Annotated in this window: 17 protein-coding genes; 8 read left to right on the forward strand and 9 right to left on the reverse strand. The window is 71.6% G+C overall.

The genetic code is table 11. From position 1 onward, the window contains the following. Positions 1-6 precede the first annotated feature (6 nt). The 5 genes from ACH4SP_RS13880 (at position 7) to ACH4SP_RS13900 (ending at position 6170) form a co-directional block, all read left to right on the forward strand. Positions 7-1509 carry a dihydrolipoamide acetyltransferase family protein gene (locus ACH4SP_RS13880; RefSeq protein WP_398415075.1) on the forward strand — a complete coding sequence of 501 codons (1503 nt, stop codon included), beginning with the start codon at positions 7-9 and terminating at the stop codon, positions 1507-1509. Positions 1510-1588: 79 nt separating this feature from the next. Further along, entirely contained in the window at positions 1589-2494 is a 906-nt protein-coding gene (locus tag ACH4SP_RS13885) for an NTP transferase domain-containing protein (protein ID WP_398414186.1), read from the forward strand. After that, the gene (locus ACH4SP_RS13890; protein WP_398414189.1) at positions 2491-3963 is read left to right on the forward strand and encodes a molybdopterin molybdotransferase MoeA; all 1473 of its coding nucleotides are present in this window, start codon (positions 2491-2493) and stop codon (positions 3961-3963) included. Before ACH4SP_RS13885 ends, ACH4SP_RS13890 begins: the two co-directional genes overlap by 4 nt. Before the next feature lie 31 nt (positions 3964-3994). Further along, positions 3995-5101, forward strand: a complete 1107-nt coding sequence (locus ACH4SP_RS13895) for a potassium channel family protein (protein WP_398414191.1) — start codon at positions 3995-3997, stop codon at positions 5099-5101. 88 nt (positions 5102-5189) lie between these two features. After that, positions 5190-6170: an NAD(P)H-quinone oxidoreductase gene (locus tag ACH4SP_RS13900; RefSeq protein ID WP_398414194.1), complete on the forward strand. Its 981-nt coding sequence runs from the start codon at positions 5190-5192 to the stop codon at positions 6168-6170. 165 nt (positions 6171-6335) lie between these two features. Here the strand turns inward: ACH4SP_RS13900 and ACH4SP_RS13905 are convergent, their stop codons facing one another. From ACH4SP_RS13905 to ACH4SP_RS13930, 6 genes are all read right to left on the reverse strand, one after another. After that, on the reverse strand, positions 6336-6875 hold the full coding sequence (locus tag ACH4SP_RS13905; RefSeq protein WP_398414196.1) for a bacterial proteasome activator family protein: 540 nt from the start codon (positions 6873-6875) through the stop codon (positions 6336-6338). Positions 6876-6974: 99 nt separating this feature from the next. Further along, positions 6975-9860: an FtsX-like permease family protein gene (locus ACH4SP_RS13910; protein ID WP_398414198.1), complete on the reverse strand. Its 2886-nt coding sequence runs from the start codon at positions 9858-9860 to the stop codon at positions 6975-6977. Then, complete coding sequence (locus ACH4SP_RS13915) at positions 9857-10666, reverse strand: ABC transporter ATP-binding protein (RefSeq protein WP_398414200.1); 810 nt, start codon at positions 10664-10666, stop codon at positions 9857-9859. Before ACH4SP_RS13915 ends, ACH4SP_RS13910 begins: the two co-directional genes overlap by 4 nt. 70 nt (positions 10667-10736) lie before the next feature. Beyond that, the gene (locus ACH4SP_RS13920; protein ID WP_398414203.1) at positions 10737-11438 is read right to left on the reverse strand and encodes a PadR family transcriptional regulator; all 702 of its coding nucleotides are present in this window, start codon (positions 11436-11438) and stop codon (positions 10737-10739) included. A gap of 83 nt (positions 11439-11521) precedes the next feature. Next, positions 11522-11839 (reverse strand): hypothetical protein, encoded by a 318-nt coding sequence (locus ACH4SP_RS13925; RefSeq protein WP_398414205.1) that lies wholly within the window; start codon positions 11837-11839, stop codon positions 11522-11524. A 478-nt stretch (positions 11840-12317) separates the two neighbouring features. Further along, positions 12318-13937, reverse strand: a complete 1620-nt coding sequence (locus ACH4SP_RS13930; RefSeq protein WP_398414207.1) for a protein kinase — start codon at positions 13935-13937, stop codon at positions 12318-12320. Positions 13938-14334: 397 nt separating this feature from the next. Here ACH4SP_RS13930 and ACH4SP_RS13935 point away from each other — a divergent pair, with 397 nt between their 5' ends. Further along, positions 14335-16014: a protein kinase gene (locus ACH4SP_RS13935; RefSeq protein WP_398414209.1), complete on the forward strand. Its 1680-nt coding sequence runs from the start codon at positions 14335-14337 to the stop codon at positions 16012-16014. Positions 16015-16038: 24 nt separating this feature from the next. Here the strand turns inward: ACH4SP_RS13935 and ACH4SP_RS13940 are convergent, their stop codons facing one another. The 3 genes from ACH4SP_RS13940 to ACH4SP_RS13950 all read right to left on the reverse strand — a co-directional run bounded on the left by ACH4SP_RS13940 (position 16039) and on the right by ACH4SP_RS13950 (position 18357). Then, positions 16039-17088 carry a phosphotransferase gene (locus ACH4SP_RS13940; protein ID WP_398414212.1) on the reverse strand — a complete coding sequence of 350 codons (1050 nt, stop codon included), beginning with the start codon at positions 17086-17088 and terminating at the stop codon, positions 16039-16041. Positions 17089-17123: 35 nt separating this feature from the next. Then, a complete protein-coding gene (locus tag ACH4SP_RS13945) occupies positions 17124-17543 on the reverse strand; it encodes a pyridoxamine 5'-phosphate oxidase family protein (RefSeq protein WP_398414214.1) in 420 nt (139 codons plus the stop codon). Positions 17544-17694: 151 nt separating this feature from the next. Continuing rightward, entirely contained in the window at positions 17695-18357 is a 663-nt protein-coding gene (locus ACH4SP_RS13950; protein WP_398414217.1) for a response regulator, read from the reverse strand. Positions 18358-18683: 326 nt separating this feature from the next. Between ACH4SP_RS13950 and pdhA the strand changes: the two genes are divergently transcribed. Further along, positions 18684-19847 carry a pyruvate dehydrogenase (acetyl-transferring) E1 component subunit alpha gene (gene pdhA, locus ACH4SP_RS13955; protein WP_398414218.1) on the forward strand — a complete coding sequence of 388 codons (1164 nt, stop codon included), beginning with the start codon at positions 18684-18686 and terminating at the stop codon, positions 19845-19847. A 3-nt stretch (positions 19848-19850) separates the two neighbouring features. Further along, on the forward strand, positions 19851-20831 hold the full coding sequence (locus tag ACH4SP_RS13960) for an alpha-ketoacid dehydrogenase subunit beta (protein WP_398414220.1): 981 nt from the start codon (positions 19851-19853) through the stop codon (positions 20829-20831). Positions 20832-20841 lie beyond the last annotated feature (10 nt).

Genomic DNA, 20841 nt, shown 5'->3' on the forward strand with positions numbered 1-20841 from the left:
TCTGGAATGGCGAGCCTGGAGTTCAAGCTCCCCGACCTCGGTGAGGGGCTGACCGAGGCGGAGATCGTGCGCTGGCTGGTGGAGGTGGGCGACGTCGTCGCCGTCGACCAGCCGGTGGTGGAGGTCGAGACGGCCAAGGCGATGGTCGAGGTGCCGTGCCCGTACGGAGGCGTGGTCACGGCCCGCTTCGGTGAGGAGGGCACGGAACTCCCGGTCGGATCCCCGCTGTTGACGGTGGCGGTCGGCGCGGAGGCGTCGGAGGTATCGGCGGGCGGCCCGGAGCCTGCCGGGCGCGGTGACGGCGATCGTGACGGTGCTGGCGGTGCTGGCGGCGATGACGATTCCGGGTCGGGGAACGTCCTGGTCGGGTACGGCACCACCGCTCCGGCGGCACGCCGCCGCCGGGTTCGTCCTGCGGCGCAGAGCGCCAGCGCTGCGGTGAGGGCCACACAGGTGCCCCGGGTCGCACAGGCCGTCCAGGCCGCACAGGCCGTCCAGGCCACCGGGACACAGGTCGCACAGGCCACGTCGGCCGCTCCAGTGGCTTCCGCCCCGACGGCTCCCGTCGCTCCTGTCGGCGCGCCGCCCGGGCCGCCCGCCGGGCCCGTGCCGGTGGTCTCTCCTCTCGTACGCAGGCTGGCGCGTGAGAACGGCCTCGATCTGCGGGAGTTGAACGGGTCGGGGCCCGAGGGGCTCATCCTCCGCACCGACGTGGAGCGGGCGCTCCGGCCGCCGGAGACAGCCCCTGCCCCTGCCCTCGCCCCCGCCCCTGCCACCGGCCCCGCCCCGGCTCCCGCGCGGGCCGCCTCTGCCGCGACCGCCGAGCGCTTCCCCCTCAAGGGCGTGCGCGGAGCCGTCGCCGACAAGCTGTCCCGCAGCCGTCGCGAGATACCGGACGCGACCTGCTGGGTGGACGCCGACGCGACGGAGCTGATGGCGGCCCGTACGGCGATGAACAGCGTGGGCAGCGGCCCCAAGGTGTCGGTCCTGGCGCTGCTCGCCCGGATCTGCGCGGCGGCCCTCGCCCGTTTCCCGGAGCTCAACTCCACCGTGGACACCGAGGCCCGGGAGATCGTCCGGCTGCCCGAGGTGCACCTCGGGTTCGCCGCCCAGACCGAGCGCGGTCTCGTCGTCCCGGTCGTCCGCGACGCCCACGCCCGCAACGTGGAGTCGCTGGGCGAGGAGCTCGTACGGCTGACCGAGGCGGCCAGGACGGGCCGGCTCACCCCGGCCCAGCTCACCGGCGGCACCTTCACGCTGAACAACTACGGAGTGTTCGGCGTCGACGGCTCCACACCGATCATCAACCACCCGGAGGCCGCGATGCTCGGGGTCGGCCGCATCGTGCCCAAGCCCTGGGTGTACGAAGGGGAGTTGGCGGTGCGTCAGGTCGTCCAGCTGTCGCTGACCTTCGACCACCGGGTCTGCGACGGCGGCACCGCCGGGGGCTTCCTGCGGTACGTCGCCGACTGTGTGGAGCATCCGGCGCTGCTGCTGCGCACCCTCTGAGGCGCCGGGCGCGGCTCCGGCGCCCCGGGCGGCTCCCCTCACCGTCGGCCGCGACGACGGCCCGTACATACTCGGGGGCATGAGTGCCCATGCGTATGACGCCGTCGTGCTGGCGGGCGGGGCCGGGCGGCGGCTCGGCGGGGTGGACAAGGCCGCCGTGCGGATCGGCGGACGGCCCCTGCTCGACCGTGTGCTGACGGCCTGTGCCGGGGCCGGGGCCACCGTGGTCGTCGGGGGCCGCCGCGCCACCGCACGGCCGGTGGTCCGGACGCGCGAGGAGCCGCCGGGCGGCGGGCCGCTCGCCGCGCTCGCCGCCGGGGTCCGGGAGACCGGGGCCGCGCTCGTCGTCGTGCTCTCCGTCGACCTGCCGTTCATCGACCGGGCGACGGTGGACACGCTCGTCGCCACGCTGGAATCGGATCCGCACGCGGAGGCCGCGCTGCTCGTCGACGCCGACGGCCGCGACCAGCCCCTCGTCGCCGCCTACCGGGCGGAGCCGCTGCGCCGCGAACTGGCCCTGCTGGCCACCGAGTACGGGTCCCCGGCCGGTCTCCCGGTCCGGCTGCTCACCGCCGAACTCGCCCTGACCCGGGTGACCACGGCCGCTCCCCTTGCCTCCTTCGACTGCGACACCTGGGAAAACATCGCCGCAGCCCGCGCCCGCATCAGGGAGCATGGGCACGTGCTGGATGAATGGATCACCGCAGTCAAGGACGAACTCGGCCTCGACCTCGCCGTCGACACCCCCCTCCTCCTCGACCTCGCGCGCGACGCCGCGCACGGCGTCGCCCGACCCGCCGCCCCTCTGACGACGTTCCTGGTCGGGTACGCGGCCGGGCGGGCCGGGGGCGAGGGCCCCGAGGCCGTTGCCGAAGCCGTCCGCAAGGCCACCGCGCTCGCGGCCCGGTGGGCGGCGGAGACCTCGGACGAGACCTCCGGAGAGGCCTCTCGGGAGACCTCCGGCGACGGGAACGGCACCGCATGAGCGACACCGACCACGAGATCGACGGAGTCGACCAGGCCCTCGCCCTGGTCAGCCGCGAACAGCCCCGCGAGCAGCTTCGTGACCAAGCCCGTGACCAACCCCGGGGGCAGTCCCGCGATCCCCGGGGGCAGTCCCGCGACCACCCCCGCGAACAGCCCGCCGTCCCCGCACCGGCCGCCGCGTCCCCGGCCTCCGCAGACCACGGACCCGGTGCCTCCGCCGCCTCCGCGACCCCGGCCGCCCCCGCGCATCCCGCCGCCGCCCTCTGGCCCGAGGCCCGCGCCGCCGCTGCCCGCGCCGGGCGCACCGCTCCGGCCAGGCCCCGCCGCGTCCCCCTCGACCGGGCGCTCGGGCAGGTACTCGCCGAGCCCCTCGAAGCGCTCACCGACCTGCCGTCCTTCGACACCTCCGCCATGGACGGCTGGGCCGTCGCGGGCCCCGGCCCCTGGTCCTTCCACGAGGGCGCCGGCCTCCTCGCGGGCCGCGCCGTCCCCGACCCGCTGACCGACGGCGAAGCGGTACGCATCGCCACCGGTGCCCGCATCCCCGCCGAGGCGACCGCCGTCATCCGCAGCGAGCACGCCCGCGCCGACGAGGACAAGCTGCGGCTGTACGCCCAGCGCGAGGTGATTCCCGGTCAGGACATCCGCCCGCGCGGCCAGGAGTGCCGCACCGGCGACCACCTGCTGCCCGCCGGGTCCGTGGTGACCCCGGCCGTCCTCGGTCTCGCCGCCGCCGCCGGGTACGACGCACTACTGACGGTCCCGAGGCCCACGGTCGAAGTGCTGATCCTGGGCGACGAGTTGCTGACCGAGGGACTGCCGCACGACGGCATGGTCCGCGACGCGCTCGGCCCGCTCCTCGCACCCTGGCTGCGCGCGCTGGGCGCCGAGGTCCTGGACACCCGGTGCCTGGGCGACGACCCGCAGGCGCTGCGCAAGGCGGTACTCGGCTCCGAGGCGGACGTCGTCGTCACCACCGGCGGTACCGCCGCTGGACCCGTCGACCACGTCCGGCCGTTCCTCGCGAAGGCCGCCGAGACCGGTGCCGAAATCCTCGTCGACGGTGTGGAGGTACGCCCCGGCCACCCCATGCTGCTGGCCCGCCTCGCCCCCGACACCCACCTGGTGGGGCTGCCCGGCAACCCCCTCGCCGCCGTGTCCGGACTGCTGACGCTGGCCGAACCCCTGCTGCGGGCCCTCTCCCACCGGCCGGTCCCCGAGCCGTACCGTGCGCCGGTACGCGACGAGATCCCCGGCCACCCCGTCTCGACCCGGCTCGTGCCCGTCACCCACCGCACCGGACCCACCGGCGCGGACCATGCCGTACCGCTGCACTACAACGGTCCGGCGATGCTGCGCGGGATCGCCGCCGCCGACGGGCTGGCCGTCGTACCGCCCGGTGGTGCGCGGGCCGGCGACGAGCTGGAAATCCTCGACCTGCCCTGGGCGGAAGGGTGTTTCACGTGAAACAGCCGAAACAACCGGCCCGCACGGAAGGATGTTTCACGTGAAACTGCCCGGCCATGACGCGATGGCGCGAGGTGCGGACGAGCATCTGACGACCGCCCCGGTGAAGCTGCCCAAGCGTGTCGTCGACCGCCCGCTGCGGCAGGTCGCCAAGCGGCTGATGATGGCGCTGGCGGTACTCGCCGTGACCGTCGTCATCGTGTGGATCGACCGCTCCGGTTACCACGACAACTCCGACGGCGGTGTGGATCTCCTCGACGCCGTCTACTACTCGACCGTCACCCTCTCCACCACGGGGTACGGCGACATCGTCCCGTACAGCGACGGCGCGCGGCTCACCAATGTGCTGCTCGTGACGCCGCTGCGGGTTCTTTTCCTGATCATCCTGGTCGGCACCACTCTCGAAGTCCTCACCGAGCGGACCCGCGAAGAGTTCCGGCTGAATCGCTGGAGGTCCCAGTTGCGAGACCACACTGTCGTCATCGGGTACGGGACGAAGGGCAGGTCCGCGATGCAGACGCTCATCGCCACCGGCCTGCGGAAGGACCAGATCGTCGTCGTCGACCCGAGCGCCAAGGTCATCGAGACCTGCAACGCGGAGGGTCTGACCGGTGTGGTGGGCGACGCGACACGCAGCGACGTACTGCTGCGGGCCGAACTCCAGCGGGCCCGCCAGATCGTGATCGCCACCCAGCGCGACGACACGGCGGTGCTGGTCACCCTCACCGCGCGCCAGCTCAACCGGGGCGCGAAGATCGTCGCCGCGGTCCGCGAGGAGGAGAACGCACCGCTGCTGCGCCAGTCCGGTGCGGACGCGGTCATCACCAGTGCGAGTGCGGCGGGCCGCCTGCTCGGCCTCTCCGTGCTCAGCCCGAGCGCGGGCACCGTGATGGAGGATCTGATCCAGCAGGGTTCGGGCCTGGACCTGATCGAGCGCCCGGTCATAAAGAGCGAGGTCGGAAAGAACGTCAGGGAGACCGAGGACCTGGTGGTGAGCGTGCTGCGCGGGCACCGGCTGCTCGGCTACGACGACCCGAAGGCCAGCCCGCTCCAGCTCACCGACCGGGTCATCACGATCGTACGGGCGTCGCCGGGTTCCGAGGGGTCCGACAGCGTACGCGTGACCTCGGCCGAGTAGGGCGGGAAACGGGTCCCCGTGACTCTTCGGAAGGTTCTTCATAAGGGCCTACGGACTGATCAAAGGCAGCGGGGGTAGCCTCGCGGCCATGCATGCGATCACGATCCCTGAACCCGGTGGCCCCGAGGCGCTCGTCTGGGCGGAGGTCCCCGATCCCGTCCCGAACGAGGGCGAGGTCCTTGTCGAGGTCGCCGCGAGCGCCGTCAACCGCGCCGACCTGCTCCAGCGGCAGGGCTTCTACGACCCGCCGCCCGGTGCGTCCCGCTACCCCGGTCTGGAGTGCTCCGGCCGGATCGTGGCGCTGGGCACCGGGGTGCACGGCTGGGCGGTCGGCGACGAGGTGTGCGCGCTGCTCTCCGGCGGCGGGTACGCGCAGAAGGTCGCCGTCCCCGCCGGGCAGCTGCTGCCCGTGCCGGACGGCCTGGACCTGGTGACGGCGGCCGCGCTGCCCGAGGTGGCGGCGACGGTCTGGTCGAACGTCTTCATGATCGCCCACCTGCGTCCGGGCGAGACCCTGCTGGTGCACGGCGGAGCGAGCGGCATCGGCACCATGGCGATCCAGCTGGCCAAGGCGATCGGCGCGCGCGTCGCCGTCACGGCGGGCGGACCGGAGAAGCTGGCGCGCTGCGCCGAGCTGGGTGCGGACATCCTCATCGACTACCGCGAGCAGGACTTCGTACAGGAGCTGCGCAAGGCCACCGACGGCAAGGGCGCGGACGTCATCCTTGACATCATCGGCGCCAAGTACCTCGACCAGAACGTGAAGGCGCTCGCCACCAGCGGCCGTCTCGCGATCATCGGTCTGCAGGGCGGTGTGAAGGGCGAGATCAATCTCAACACCCTGCTGCGCAAGCGGGCCGCGATCACCGCGACGTCGCTGCGCGGTCGCCCGCTGGGCGAGAAGGCGGCGATCGTGGCGGCGGTGCGCGAGCACGTGTGGCCGATGATCGCGGCCGGGCGGGTGCGTGCGGTGGTCGACCGGGTCTTCCCCATGGACCAGGCGTCCGAGGGGCACAAGGCGCTGGACGAGGGCAGCCACATCGGCAAGATCCTGCTCACCGTGAACTGAGCAGCGGCACACGGCGAGGGGCCCGGTTCCGCACGGAACCGGGCCCCTCGCCATGCGTGGGCCTGCACACCCGGGCCCCTCGCCGTCCGTGGGCCTGGCACATCGGGCCCACCGCCGTGCGTGGGCCTGCACACCGGACCCACCGTCGTACGAGACCCGCCAGACCTACAGGTACGGACCGCCCGTACGCGCCGCGGGGTGGCCGTCGTCCTCGTCGTCCTCGTGCGAGGCGCCCGGCGGAAGTGCCCGGCGCATCTGCTCCAGCTGTGCGCGTGCCGCCATCTGCTGGGCGAACAGTGCGGTCTGGATGCCGTGGAAGAGCCCTTCGAGCCAGCCCACCAACTGGGCCTGCGCGATGCGCAGTTCCGCCTCGGACGGAATGGCCTCCTCGGTGAACGGCAGCGACAGGCGCTCCAGTTCCTCGACGAGCTCGGGGGCGAGCCCGTCCTCCAGCTCCTTCACGGAGCTGGCGTGAATGTCCTTGAGCCGCACCCGGCTCGCCTCGTCCAGGGGAGCCGCGCGGACTTCCTCCAGGAGCTGCTTGATCATGCTGCCGATCCGCATGACCTTCGCGGGCTGTTCGACCATGTCCGTCACTGGCACCTCGCGCGACTCGTCGTCACCGCCGCCGAGCGCCATTCCGTCCTGCCCGACGACCAGGACTTGGGGGCTCTCCTGCGACCGTTCACTCCTCGGCATCTCCATGCCGCCATTCTCTCGTACACCTGCATCACAAGTGGGTGTGCCCCCGTGCAAAGGTGATCCACCTTCGTACGGGGGCACAGCCTGTGCGAGATGTTCGGGTCAGGCCTCCGCACGCCGGGCGAGCGCGCCCCGGGAGCGGGTGACCAGGGCGGCGAGCAGCGCCGCGCCGACCGGTACGGCGATCAGGAGCGCGCCCAGGGTCTCCCACGGGACGACGATGGGGATCTCGGTCGTGCCCATGCCGCCGGACCAGCCCTGGTCGAGGTTGGCCTGGGCGTTGGCCGCGTCGGCCCGCCGCTGGTTGAGCAGCAGCCCGATCGCGGGCAGGACGCCCGCCGCCGAGCCGAGGACCACGCCCATCAGGGCGACCGTCCCGCACTGGAAACCGCTGAGGGCGCGTCGTACCCGAGGCGGTGCGCCGACCGCGGCGAGGGTCTTCAGGTCGGGTTCGGCGTCGGCCTGGGCGAGGCCGGTGGCGATGCCGGCCGCACCGATGGTGATCAGTCCGGCGAACACCGTCAGGGCGAGCAGCACGATGCCGGTGCGGCCGGTGTACCCGGACTCGATGTACGGCATCTCGGTGATGCCGATCTTGTCCAAGGCGCCGTTCATGGCCTGCGTCTGCTCGGTGCTGGGCAGCGTGGACGTCGAGAAGAGCAGTCCGTAGGGCACCGTGGTGAACCCGGCGGCCTTGGCCATGGCCGGCGGCATCAGGATCCCCGTGCCGTACGGCTTGACGCTCTCGGGGGCCCGGTGGACCGGCACGTAGGTGAACTTGCCGGGTGCCTCCTTGCCGGCCATCACCGCTTCGTCGGCCTTCTTGCGGTCGGTGATGACCTTGATGCCGACCTTGTTGCTGGTGTTCTCCGTGTAGGCGCGCTCGAAGGAGACGGCCTTGCCCTGCTTGATGGCGTTGACGACGCCGGGGTCGGTGATGCCGAGGACCTTCAGGACCTTCTCGTCACCGACGGTCACTCCGCTGGAGCCGGGGGTGCCGCCGCTGAACACCCGGGTGCAGCGCCAGTCCTTGGCCAGCTTGCGGCGCTCTTCGAGGGAGAAGCGCTCGGCCGGGTCGCTGCCCGGGCTGCCGCCCTCGTGGAGCGGGCAGCGGTTGGCCTTCGGCACGAAGACCTCGTACTGGCCGCACTTGGCGTCGTCGCTGTACTCGGTGCAGTTCTTGCTCCCGATGACGATGCGCTGGACGTCGGCGAGGACGTCGAGCGGCACGTTCGCCTGGATTGCGGAGCGCATGGCGCTCACATCCCGGCCGCCCGCCTCGTCGGTGGTGGCGGACCCGACGCCGTACGGGAGCATCTCCTGGTACTCGGCGCGCTGCTTGGCGTCGCTGCTGGCGGTGTACGTGGCCACCGCGACGGTGCCCGCGACGGCGGCCAGTACCGCGGCCACGGCGGGTGCCGTGCGTCCCCGGTTGCGTACGGCGTCGCGCAGGGCGAGCCGCGGTGAGAGCGGCAGCCAGCTGCCGATCCGCCCGAACAGGCCGACCAGGACCGGGGTCAGGGCCACCACACCCAGCTCGGCGAGGGCGCTGCCGCCTCCGACAATGAGGATGCTGTCGCTGGCCAGGGCCCCGTAGAGGGCGATGGCCGCGCCGACCACGACGGCGATCAGGCCGACGACCGGCAGTACTCGGTTGGCCTTGCGGACTCCGCGCCGCCCGGTGAGGGAGGCCAGCACGGGCTGCCGGGAGGCGGTGACGGCGGGCACGATCGCCGCCATCAGGCCGGTGAACACGGCGAGCAGGGCGATGCCGAGGAGTTCCAGCGGGCGCAGGTCGAAGGCGCCGAACCGCTTGCCGAGGTAGCTCTCCAGAACGGGCTGGAGCGCCAGGGTCAGCGCGATGCCCAGTGCCGTGCCGATGACGGCGGCGGCGACGCCGATGACCAGGCCGCCGGACAGGACGATGGCCCGGATGTGGCGGCGGTCGCCGCCGTTGGCGCCGACCAGGCCGAGCTGGCGGCGCGAGCGGCGGGCGCCCACCGCGAAGGCGGGGCCGGCCAGCAGACAGATCTCCAGGAGGGCGAGACCGACGACGGTGGCGGCCGCGGCGAGGGCGCCGCCCGAACCGCCGGAGGTGTCACGCGGCCCGCTCTGCTTGAAGTAGGGCACTTCGGAGTCGGCGGGCGGGTTCAGGGCGACCGCGCGGGAGAGCACCGTGACGCCCTTGGTGTTGGCCTCCTTGACCATGTTCCACGTGAAACCTGCGCCGCTGCTGCCGAGGTGCACCAGGTACTTCGTCTCGCCACCGGTGGTCGACAGGCCCTGGGCGGTGAGGGACTTGTTCAGCGGGGCGAGGAAGGTGCCGGGCAGCGCGTTGATCTGGTCGAGCTTCAGTTCGTCGGGCACCTCGTAGGCGCCGACGACGGTGAACTCGGTGTCCAGGGAACGGGGCTTGACCTTGTCGCCGACGGACAGGCCGCCCGCTTCCAGGAAGTGGTGGGTCGCGGCGATCTCGCCGGCCTTCTCGGGGAAACGGCCCTCGCCGAGGACCAGCAGGCCCTTCGCCAGCGGGTCGGTCGCCCTCAGCTCGCGCACCTCGGTCTGGAGCAGCCCGTGCCCGGTGCGGATCGGGGTGGTGCCCTTCGTGTCGGTGAGGGTCTTGGCCCCTGCCGGAACGGCCTTCGCGAGGTCCGTCTTCCCGTCGGGGGCGGGCTTGTTCTGGTAGGCCTCCCAGCCGCCGACGGGCTCGTAGTTGTCGGAGCCCAGGGTTCCGTCGTGCGGGTTCTGCACGATGGCGGTCCCGGCCATCCCGCTGTCGGTCAGCAGGGCGTCGGCGCCGCCGAGCCGGCGGTCCATCCGGTCGGCGACGCCCAGTTCGGAGCTGCGCAGCGTCACGTCGACGGCGCTCACGCCGAGGATGGGCAGGGCGATCATGGAGAGGACCAGGATGCTGCGGCCCTTGGAGCGCCAGGCGTCACGGCGGGCGATCCGGATCGCCGCGACCCAGGAGTGGTACCAGCGGTTCACTTGGCGCCTGCCTGCCCGGTCGTTCCGGCGGGGCCGGCGGCGTTGCCGACGGCGAGCAGGGAGTCGGCCTCGGTGCGTACCGTCTCGTCGACGACGGAGCCGTCGCGCAGGAAGACCACCCGGTCCGCCCAGGCCGCGAAGCGCGGTTCGTGGGTGACGAGGATGCCGGCCGCGCCCGCGTCGCAGCGCGCGCGGAGCAGGGCGAGCACGGACTCGCCGGTCTCGGAGTCGAGGGCGCCGGTCGGCTCGTCCGCGAGGACCAGGCGGCGGTCGCCGACCAGGGCGCGGGCGATGGCGACGCGCTGCTGCTGGCCGCCGGACATCTCGTCGGGGAACCGGTCGGCGAGGTGGCCGAGGTTCATCTCCTCCAGGGCGGCGAGGGCGGAGACGCGGGCCTTGCGGGCGGACGTCCCGTCGAGCTCGCGCGGCAGCGACACGTTCTCGGCGGCGGTCAGCGCCGGTATGAGGTTGTAGTCCTGGAAGACGTAGCCGATGCTGCGGCGCCGCAGGGCGGCGAGTTCCTTGCGGCCGGCCTGCGTGATGTCGGTGCCCTCGACGACGACCCGTCCCGAGGTGGGGTTGTCGAGGCCGCCCGCGATGGTGAGCAGGGTGGACTTGCCGGACCCGGAGGGGCCCATGACGGCGACGAGTTCGCCGGGGAAGACGGAGAGGTTCACGCCGCGCAGGGCGTGCACCTCGGTGGCGCCACTGCCGTGCACCCGGGTCAGCTCCTCCAGCTGCAGCACGGGTCGCTGGGACTGCTGTTGCTGGTGGGACTGGTGGGTCAGATGGGACTGTTCGGACATCGGTGTGGGGTCCCCCCTGGGAAGGCCGCCGGGCGCGGGACGCGTGGCGGGAAAGGTGCGGTGTGCGGGGTCAGCGCCGTCCTGCGCGGCGCCGTGGCGCCGGGGCTTCTGGAATGCCCGAGGGCGCCGCAGCGGCGGCGGACATCGGAGTGCCGGTGGTCTTCGGTGCGTCGGCCGCAGGCGGAGTGGCTCCCCGCGCGGCCGATGCGGAGAGCCGGACGAGCCGGGACTCGGAGTGGTCGAGCCAGCGTGCCTCGGCCTCGGTCTGGAAGATCAGCTGTTCCAGTACGAGCAGCCAGGCCACGTCGTCGCGGCCCTCGGCGCTCTCCTGGAAGTCGCCCTGAGCGCTGCCGGACTCCACCGCGATCAGGGCCTGCGCCTTGAGCCGGGTGTAGTCCTGCATGGCTTTCAGGGTGGCGTGCCGCTGGGACTGGATGACGGCCCGGATGTCGACGCCGGGTGCGCCGACGGCCATGGCGAGCTTGATGGCGAGTTCGTCGCGGGGCGGGCTGGTGCGGTCGACGGGCCGCCCGAACCACTGGTGCAGTTCGTCGCGTCCGGCGTCGGTGATCGCGTACAGCGGGTGACCCGCGTCGTCGTCGCCGTGCGGGGCGACCATGCCGTCGCGCTCCAGGCGGCTGAGGGTCGTGTAGACCTGCCCGACGTTCAGCGGCCAGGTGGCGCCGGTCCTGGACTCGAATTCGGTACGCAGCTGGGAGCCGTACCGGGGGCCCTGTTCGAGGAGGGCGAGGAGCCCGTGGCGGATCGACATACTGAGTATGTATACCGAGTATGGACCTGCTGGCAAGTCTTACCGGGGCTCCTGCCTGGGCCGGGCCGCATCCTGGCCGCGCCCTACCGGCGGCGCAGCCGCATCCCCAGGAACCCCAGCCCGAGCCCCACCAGGGCGATTCCGGTTCCCAGCGGCAGGGCTCTGACGCCGGGCGTGTAGGGGCGTGCGGAGGCCTGCCGCAGAGACCTGGGAGGGTGCGTCCCACGTGCCGTTTCAGGGGTACGGGGAGTGGCGTCCTGCGGTCGGGGGGCGGGCGGCGCCACCGGTACGTACGCCGTGACCGGCCGTACCGCTTCCGGTTCCGGCGCCCGGCCGGGACGGACCCGCCCGACCCCGGCCCGCCGCCCGGCGAGCCGCTCGCCGGGGCGGTCCGCGGTCACCGGTGGGTCCGTGGGGGCTGACAGGTCCGTGGGGGCCGACGGGTCCAACGGGGCCGAGGGGGCTGAGGGGGCCGGGGAGTCCGACGGGGCCGGTGCGGGTGGTGCTGCGTACGACGGGGCGCACAGCCCCAGCGAAACCGCGATCCCCAGCGAAGCCGTCACCGCGAGAGCGGTGACCTGTGCACGGACCCTTGGAGCCATGGGTGACCGCCTCCCGTCCGGTACCGCCGAGCCGTCGGACTCAGCGTCACATATGGCAACAGAACGGGCACGCGGGTCGAGCCATCCGGACGCGGCACGGAAGTGGTCCGGACGCGGTTCGGGCGTGGTCCGGAAGCCGCCCGGCAGCGGTCCTGACCGGGCCGGGAAACGGCCCCGACGGGGCAAGGAGGGCAGAAGGACAGAAGGGCAGGACAAGGAAACGGCCCGGCACCCCAGAAGGGTGCCGGGCCGTTCCGGGGAAGGCCGTGCGGGCGGGCTACTTGGCGGGATTGCCCGTCGAGACCGTGAGCTCGATGGTCGTCTTCTCCGGGTCCATCGGCGAGCCCGCGCGCGGGTACTGCTCGATCACGGTCTCCTGGCCCCACTGGTTCTCGTCGGTCGACTTCTCCTGGAACTTCCACCCCGCGGCCTGAAGGCATTCCTTCACGGAGCGGGAGTTCTTGAAGACGAAGTCCGGGGTGTCGACCTTGGCCGGGTCGAGGCTGTTCTCGTCCGGGCTGGTGCACTCCGTGCTCTTGATCGTCTTCGCCCGGTCGGGCCCCTTGAAGCCCTCCTGCTGACCGGCCGCCGGACTGTCCGCCTCCGGGTCCGGCTTGTCCGTCGGCTGCATGGCGAAGATCACGCCGCCGATCGCGAGCAGCGCGACCACGATCGCACCGATGATCACCGGCAGGTTCTTCTTCTTGCCCGGTGCGGGAGAGGGCGTGGGCACCGTCAGCGGGCTCTGCTGCGCGTAGGAGGGCGGCGCGGGCGTCGCGTACCCCTGCTGCGGATATCCGTACGAGCCCTGCGGTGCGGGGGTCGGCATCGGGGTGGGCGTCGCCGGTCCGTACGGGCTCGGGCCCGGGGTCGGCGGCTGGTACGGCATCTGCACGCCGCTGGCCGGGGCCGCGTAACCGCTCTGGTCGACCGGCGGGAAGACCGCCGAGCTGATGCCCGAGCCGCTGTTCCCGGCGGGTCCGCTGCCGGGAATGATCACCGGGGCGGCGCCCGGCTGCACCGCTGCGAGCACGCGGGTGCACTCGTCGGCCATCGCCGCGGCGCTCGGGAAGCGCTCGTTCGGGTTCTTCTTCAGTGCGCGGGCGACGAGCGCGTCGACGGCCGGCGGGATCGTCCGGTTGATGGACGACGGGGCGACCGGCTCCTCCTGGACCTGTGCGTATGCAAGGGCCAGTGCCGAGTCGGCCTCGAACGGCAGCCGCCCGGTGAGCAGCTGGAACAGCATGATGCCGACCGAGTAGAGGTCGGAGCGGGCGTCCACGCCGCGCCCCAGCGCCTGCTCGGGCGAGAGGTACTGCGGGGTGCCGACGACCATTCCGGTCTGGGTCATTGAGGTGACGCCGGACTGCATGGCGCGGGCGATGCCGAAGTCCATGACCTTGACGACGCCGCGCTTGGTCATCATCACGTTGCCTGGCTTGATGTCGCGGTGCACCAGGCCCATCTCGTGGCTGGTCTCCAGCGCCGCGAGCACGTCGGACGTGATCTTCAGGGCCTTGTCGGCGGGCATCGCGCCGTACTGCTGGACGTCGGCCGCCAGGACCGAGCCGAGCGGCTGGCCCTCGACGTACTCCATGACGATGTACGGCATCTGCATGCCGCCGAGCTCGTCCTCGCCGGTGTCGAAGACGGAGACGATGTTGGTGTGCGAGAGCTTGGCGACGGCCTGTGCCTCGCGCCGGAAGCGCTCGCGGAAGGCGGCCTCGCGGCCCATTTCCGCATGCAGCGTCTTGAGGGCTACCTGGCGGTCCAGCGCGGAGTCGTAGGCCAGGTAGACGGAGGCCATGCCGCCTTCGCCGAGCAGGTCGCGGAGCTGGTACCGACCGTTTGCCACCGAGCCGCCGGCATACCGGCCCTGCGTGCCGTCCTGGCTCATGACTGTGCTTCCCCCTCGGCGCGGTGGTTCCGCGTCAGTCCGCTGTGTGTGCTTCTCCGGGTCCCGCTGTGTGCTTCTCCGGGCCCTGCCGGGACAATCCGCGATCATCCCTCATTACCGGCCAAGTCTGCCCGAGGGCATCGACACGTCAAGCCAGGTGCCCGATCCGTGACCGTACGCGCAAGGAAGAGTCTCGGAAGCGTTATCAGCGGGGTGTCCGCTGTGTCGCGAAGGACGGGTAATTTGCACGGGTACAGGCGCAACGGTTTTGATGGCAGGTCCATCTCGCAGCAGGGCTCCCTCGTACGAGGCTGTAGCGTGACGTGGCGGAGAACCCTGTGAACCCCCGCGACGCGATACATGCGCCGGCGCGGACAGATGATGACGGCGAGGACTGATGGCACCCGAATCCGAGGACACCGGCGGTGGAGTGTCTGACCTGCCGGAATCGTTCGGTATGGGCGGACTTGTCGGTGACGGTCGCTACCGGCTGACGCACCGTCTCGGCCGCGGCGGCATGGCCGAGGTCTTCGCCGCGGAGGACGTACGGCTCGGTCGTACGGTCGCGGTGAAGCTGCTCCGTTCCGATCTCGCCGAGGACCCGGTCGCCAAGGCGCGCTTCACGCGTGAGGCGCAGTCGGTCGCCGGGCTCAACCACCACGCGGTCGTCGCCGTGTACGACTCGGGCGAGGACCGCATCGGCGGCAACCTCGTTCCGTACATCGTGATGGAGCTCGTCGAGGGCAACACCATCCGTGACCTGCTGCTCAACGCCGAGGCCCCGGGCCCGGAGCAGGCGCTGATCATCGTCTCCGGCGTGCTGGAGGCCCTCGCCTACAGCCACCAGCACGGCATCGTGCACCGCGACATCAAGCCGGCGAACGTGATCATCACGCACGGCGGCGCGGTCAAGGTGATGGACTTCGGCATCGCGCGCGCCCTGCACGGCGTGCAGTCGACGATGACGCAGACCGGCATGGTCATGGGCACGCCGCAGTACCTCTCCCCGGAGCAGGCGCTCGGCAAGGCCGTCGACCACCGCTCCGACCTGTACGCCACCGGCTGTCTGCTCTACGAACTGCTCGCGCTGCGGCCCCCCTTCATGGGTGAGACGCCGCTGTCGGTGGTCTACCAGCACGTCCAGGACATTCCGGTGCCACCTTCCGAGATGTCGGACGTGGCCCCGCCGGAGCTCGACGGCCTCGCCATGCGCGCCCTCGCGAAGGACCCGGACGACCGGTTCCAGAGCGCGGAGGAGATGCGCGGCCTGGTCCAGTACGGGCTCCAGATGCTCCAGCAGCAGGGCAGCCACACCGGCACGTGGAACACGGGCCCCGTCGAGATGCACGAGTCGGGCTACACCCCGGCGCAGGGCACCGCCGGGACGATGGCGCTGGGCCACCCGCAGCACGGGGAGACCTCGCAGTTCCGGCAGGGCGGCGCGATGCTGCCGCCGAGGAACCCGCACGACGGGTCGTACGACGACGGGTACGGGCCGGAGCGCCCGAGCCGCAGCAAGATGTGGATCTTCGCGATCCTGGCGATCCTCGCGATCGCGGGTGGTGTGGCCTACGCGGTGAACGCGATGGACAAGAAGGACCCCCCGGTCAAGCCGAGCCATTCGCCGTCCGTCAGCAGCACCCCCTCCAGCCCGAAGGACGAGGAGTCCCCCACCGAGGACGACAACACCTCCTCCGGCGACAGCGACTCCAGCTCCAACTCCAGCTCGTCGAGCACCAGCAACAGCGGCGGCACGGGCGGCTACCCGCCCCCCACGACCCCGACCAAGCCCCCGACCAAGGATCCGACCAAGGACCCGACGAAGGACCCGACCAAGCCCCCGACGCCCCCGCCCACCGGCCCGGGCGGCAATGACGGCGGTACGGACCCCAACGGCGGTAACGACGGCGGTACGGACCCCAACGGCGGTAACGACGGCGGTACGGACCCCAACGGCGGCAACGACGGCGGTACGGACCCCGTCGGCGGCAACGACGGCGGCACGGACCCCAACGGCGGCACGGGTCCCGAGGGCAACGCCAACCAGGGTGCCGTGGCGGGCGCCGCCACCCCGTAGGACCCGCCGGGTCCACCACCGGGATCACCCCGCGAAGGCGTCCAGCACGGCTTCGTACTCCTTGGTCCACCAGACCGCCAGGGCCGACGCCGCAGGAAACTGCGGGTCGGCCCTTCGGTCGTGCAGCTGGTAGCGCCAGCGCAGTATCCAGAAGTCGTTGAGCCGCTCCCACCACACCCGGTGCACGGCGGCGGCCAGTTCGGCCTCCCCCGCGCCCGCCGCCCCCCGGTACGCGCGCGCGTAGGCGCGCACCTTCGCCAGCGCCAGCTCCCCGTCGGGCCGGACGAAGAAGATGGCCGCCGCACGGACCGCCTCCTCGGCGCGCGGCTGCACGGCGAGCCGGTCCCAGTCGACGATCGCCGCGGGCTCCGCGTCCCGGTACAGCAGGTTCAGCGGGTGGAAGTCGCCGTGCACCCACCCCGCGCTGGGCTCGGCGCCCGCCGCCGGCCGCCGGTGCGCGTACCGCTCCAGGAGCGTCCGCCGCTCCAGGAGGCGGTGTTCGGCCAGTACGTCGAAGGCGTCCTGCGGGTGCCGCCGGCGGGCCAGCAGCAGCAGTTCGGCGATGGTCTCGAAGCTGTCCGCGGGATCGGCGCTGAGCTGCCCGCCGTCCCGGCCTGCCTCCGCCTCCATCACCTGGTCCAGACACGTGTGCACGACGCCGAGCAGCGTGCCCAGGCGCAGCGATTCGGTCTCGGTGAGCTGGGCGCCGTCGCGGTGGCTGCCGTCGATCCAGGGGTGCAGGGCGTAACAGCGGTCGCCGATCACCGCGACGGTGTCGCCGCCGGTGTCGTGCAGGGGCGGGGCGACGGGCACGCCGAGCTCCTGGAGGCGCTGGGTGGCGCGGTGCTGGCGGGCGATGGCCGGGCGGTCGCCGTCGAGGTGGTGCTTGAGGAAGAAGTCGCCGCGGGTGGTGGCGAGCCGGAAACCGTGGTTCAGCAGGCCCTGGGCGACGGGCTTGCAGGACACCGGCTCGCCCAGGGCCGGGTACCGGCTCAGCAGCCGGTCGACGGGCGGGACGGGCCGGGCGGGTGCGTCGGTGGCGACGGCGGGAGCGGGTACAGATGAGCGCGGCACCCGGCAGATGTTAGATCACGGGAGGTGAGGAGTGCTCACCCTGCGTGCTGAAGGGTGCGGCCGCAGGACCCCTGCAGGGTGTGGACCAGGAAGAACTGCGGATCGATCCGCATGTGGACCGCCTCGAACGGTTTGCCCTCGACCTCGGCCGGGCCGGGTCCGAAGAGCTTCAGGCCGGCGGGGGTGGGCTCGACGATGCGGGCCTCGCCGGTGGCCTGGACGGACCACAGCTGGCTGTCGCCGGAGTTGAAGTTGTCGGTCTCGTACGCGACCACGCTGCCGTTGCAGGCCTGGTGGTAGCCGTAACCGGCGTGCATCCGCAGCAGGATCCCGCCGTCCACGACGACATGGCGGGCGACGGCCAGGAACGGCAGCGCACGCATGCTGGTGGCGACCCTGCCGTACGGCACGGAGGTCAGCAGCTGGATGGCGCGGCGGCTGTCGGAGGTGGGCATGACTTCACTGTGCGCCATGCGACGGGTGCGCCAAAAGAGACCTAGGTCCCGAGAAAAGTCACGAAGTGCCTGATCAGGGGCGTGTGGTTTCACGTGAAACCACTGGTGGGACGTGTTCTTCGGTGTTCTTCGGCGCTTCTTTCGGCCCGCTTCAGCGGCGCTCTTCGGCCTGCATCCTGGCCACGTAGGCGGCGGCCTGGGAGCGGCGCTCCATGCCGAGCTTGGAGAGCAGGCTGGAGACGTAGTTCTTGATCGTCTTCTCGGCGAGGTGCAGCCGCTCGCCGATCACGCGGTTGGTCAGGCCCTCGCCGATCAGGTCGAGGATCTTCCGCTCCTGGTCGGTGAGGTTGGCCAGGCGCTGGTCGCCCTTGACGTTGTTGCCGGCCCGCAGCCGCTCCAGGACGCGGGCGGTCGCCACCGGGTCGAGGAGGGATTTGCCCGCCGCCACGTCCCGTACGGCCGAGAGCAGTTCACTGCCGCGGATCGCCTTGAGGACATAGCCGGACGCACCGGCCATGATCGCGTCGAAAAGGGCTTCGTCGTCCGCGAAAGAAGTAAGCATCAGGCATTTGATGTCCTCGTTCTGCGAACGGACTTCGCGGCAGACCTCCACACCGCTTCCATCCGGCAGCCGAACGTCGAGCACGGCGACGTCGGGGCGCGTCGCAGGGATCCTGACCAGGGCGTCTGCCGCTGTGCCGGCTTCTCCGACGACCTCGATGTCCTCCTCGACGGAGAGCAATTCATGGACGCCACGCCTGACGACTTCGTGGTCATCAAGAAGGAAAACAGTGATTTTGCCTGATTCGCGCACGACGCCATCCTCACACATCAACCCTTCCCGTGCCCGAGGTCACCGGGATAACGTGCCCCTGTTCCGGTGGCCTGCAAGGCTCTGACCAGTGATTGTTCCCGCATTCTTCGATTTACTTGGAAATCCAAGCAAAATCGCAGGTCAAACGGGGTTTCGCAGTTATGCGAAGCACTGGGTAACGTGCTTTAGACAGGCGTTCGCCGGGGCACCTGTCACGCCCTGTCCCGGCCGAGCCGCACCCACCCCGTGCGCGGGTACGGATTCAGGGCGAGCCGCACTGGTCGCCCGGCAGACCCCGGGGGCCGGACCGACGGAGGAGCACGCACGTGACCGTGGAGAGCACTGCCGCGCGTAAACCGCGACGCAGCAGCGGAGCAGGCACCAAGCGCGCCAGCGCCAAGAAGACGCCGCAGGCCCCTGACGAGCCGCAGCTGATCCAGCTGCTGACGCCCGAGGGCGAGCGGGTCGAGCACCCGGACTACTCGATCGACCTCTCGGCCGACGAACTGCGCGGGCTGTACCGGGACATGGTCCTCACCCGCCGCTTCGACGCCGAGGCGACCTCGCTCCAGCGCCAGGGCGAACTGGGCCTGTGGGCCTCGCTGCTCGGCCAGGAGGCCGCCCAGATCGGCTCGGGCCGCGCGCTGCGCGACGACGACTACGTCTTCCCGACGTACCGCGAGCACGGCGTGGCCTGGTGCCGCGGCGTCGACCCGACGAACCTGCTGGGCATGTTCCGCGGTGTGAACCACGGCGGTTGGGACCCCAGCACCAACAACTTCCACCTGTACACGATCGTCATCGGCTCGCAGACCCTGCACGCCACCGGCTACGCCATGGGCGTCGCCAAGGACGGCGCGGACTCGGCCGTGATCGCGTACTTCGGCGACGGGGCGTCCTCCCAGGGCGACGTCGCCGAATCGTTCACCTTCTCCGCGGTGTACAACGCCCCCGTGGTCTTCTTCTGCCAGAACAACCAGTGGGCGATCTCCGAGCCCACCGAGAAGCAGATGCGGGTGCCGCTCTACCAGCGCGCCCAGGGCTTCGGCTTCCCGGGCGTCCGCGTCGACGGCAACGACGTGCTGGCCTGCCTGGCCGTCACCAAGGCCGCCCTGGAGCGGGCCCGCAACGGCGAAGGCCCCACCCTGGTCGAGGCGTTCACGTACCGGATGGGTGCGCACACCACCACCGACGACCCGACGAGGTACCGGGCCGACGAGGAGCGCGCGGCGTGGGAGGCGAAGGACCCCATCCTGCGCGTCCGTACGTACCTGGAGAAGGAGGGGCTCGCCGACGCCGCCTTCTTCGAGGAGCTGGAGGCCGAGAGCGAGACCCTCGGCAAGCGGGTCAGGGAGACCGTGCGCTCGATGCCCGACCCCGACACCATGGCGATCTTCGAGAACGTCTACGCGGACGGGCACGCGCTCGTCGACGAGGAGCGCGCCCAGTTCGCCGCCTACCGGGCGTCGTTCGCCGAGGAGGGCAAGTAAGCCATGGCCGTGAAGAAGCTTCCGATCGCCAAGGCGATCAACGAGTCCCTCCGCAAGGCCCTGGAGACCGACCCCAAGGTCCTCATCATGGGCGAGGACGTCGGTCAGCTCGGCGGGGTGTTCCGGGTCACCGACGGCCTGTTCAAGGACTTCGGGGAGGGCCGGGTCATCGACACCCCGCTCGCCGAGTCCGGCATCGTCGGCACGGCCATCGGCCTCGCGCTGCGCGGCTACCGGCCCGTCGTGGAGATCCAGTTCGACGGTTTCGTCTTCCCGGCGTACGACCAGATCGTCACGCAGCTCGCGAAGATGCACGCCCGCTCGCTCGGCAAGATCAAGCTGCCGGTCGTCATCCGCATTCCGTACGGCGGCGGCATCGGTGCGGTCGAGCACCACAGCGAGTCGCCCGAGGCGCTGTTCGCGCACGTCGCGGGCCTCAAGGTGGTCTCGCCCTCCAACGCCTCCGACGCCTACTGGATGATGCAGCAGGCCATCCAGGGCGACGACCCGGTGATCTACTTCGAGCCGAAGCGGCGCTACTGGGACAAGAGCGAGGTCGACACCGAGGCCATCCCCGGACCGCTGCACAAGGCCCGGGTCGCCCGTGCGGGCACGGACCTGACACTCGCCGCGTACGGCCCGATGGTCAAGGTCTGCATGGAGGCGGCGGCAGCCGCCGCCGACGAGGGCAAGTCGGTCGAGGTCGTGGACCTGCGGTCGATGTCCCCGATCGACTTCGACACCCTCCAGACCTCGGTCGAGAAGACCCGCAGGCTGGTCGTCGTGCACGAGGCGCCGGTCTTCTACGGCGCGGGCGCGGAGATCGCCGCCCGCATCACGGAGCGGTGCTTCTACCACCTGGAGGCCCCGGTGCTGAGGGTCGGCGGCTACCACTCGCCGTACCCGCCGGCCCGCCTGGAGGAGGAGTACCTCCCCGGCCTGGACCGGGTACTCGACGCCGTCGACCGCTCGCTCGCGTACTAAGGGGCCGACC

It is taken from the genome of Streptomyces sp. NPDC021093 (genome assembly GCF_044333135.1).
Classification (GTDB): Bacteria; Actinomycetota; Actinomycetes; order Streptomycetales; family Streptomycetaceae; genus Streptomyces.